Source organism: Kurthia sp. Dielmo, from assembly GCF_000307285.2.
Taxonomy (GTDB): Bacteria; Bacillota; Bacilli; order Bacillales_A; family Planococcaceae; genus Kurthia; species Kurthia populi.
Window position 1 is genome coordinate 300202 of record NZ_HE578959.1, and the last position, 985, is coordinate 301186.

Genomic DNA, 985 nt, shown 5'->3' on the forward strand with positions numbered 1-985 from the left:
TGAAGCGCTTGAAAAGGCCGAAGCAGAGGCAAGAAGAAAAGCGGCAGAAGAGAGAAAAGCGGCTTATGCGGCGTTACTTCGTACAAGTGAGCCAGGTTTTGAAAAACTTCTCCCAGAAGAACCGGTAGAGTATGAAGATGGGCATCCTGTTTTTGAGGGGAATAATTTATACTTTACCGCAACACTGCCCGAAGAATTATATTTAGGCGAAAGCGATGTACAGCTCGAAGAATGTTTCCGTCAACTAAATGAAGCGCTCGAAACAGGAGCGTTATCTGCTTCCCGCTTTACACCAATGCAGCTACAGGATTTAGCGGCGGGTGCGCCGAAGCTAAAAGGTTTAGTTTGGCATCATCATAAAGAACCTGGGAAAATGCAGTTAGTCAATGCCTATGCGCATCTAGTATCACACACTGGAGGACGTTCGACGTGGGCACATGACCCTAACCCGACCACATATACGATTGATCACTCAGGTATTGAGCAAACAGGTATTTACCGAACGGAGGAAAAAGATGCCTTAGAGGGTCTGCGCGAGGTTGAACGCCAGTTAGAAGTCCGCTTTCCTAAGGATTTCACCCAATTCTTCCGTACGATCAACGGGGGGCGTTTTGAACACCAACACTTTTTAAGTGTAGGGATTGAACTCTTTGTAGGGGACTTACTGTCCTTTAATCCAGCAAGTGCGGATTATGTGTTGGACTATGTCAAACGGATGGGCGATCATATGCCGGCTCCGTTTGTGCCGTTTGCTTGTGATCCTTTTGGCAATTTATTTGGTTTCATTTATCCAACCGGAAGTAAAAATAGCTTGCCGGTCGGAATTATTTATTGGTCCCATGAAGGCGCCTCCCCTTTTCAACATTTAGCAGGCTGGCTAGGGAAAAGCTATGAAGAAACAGCAAAAATTGTTTTGGAAGAACACACACGATTGTGTTCTATTACCTTTACTGCATTTGTAGAACAACTTTATTAACACAAAAAG

At 44.9% G+C, this 985-nt stretch carries 1 protein-coding gene; it reads left to right on the forward strand.

The features are described from left to right. The coding region (locus tag KTHG_RS12690) for an SMI1/KNR4 family protein (protein ID WP_139994283.1) at window positions 1-976 on the forward strand (976 nt) is incomplete at its 5' end. Window positions 977-985 lie beyond the last annotated feature (9 nt).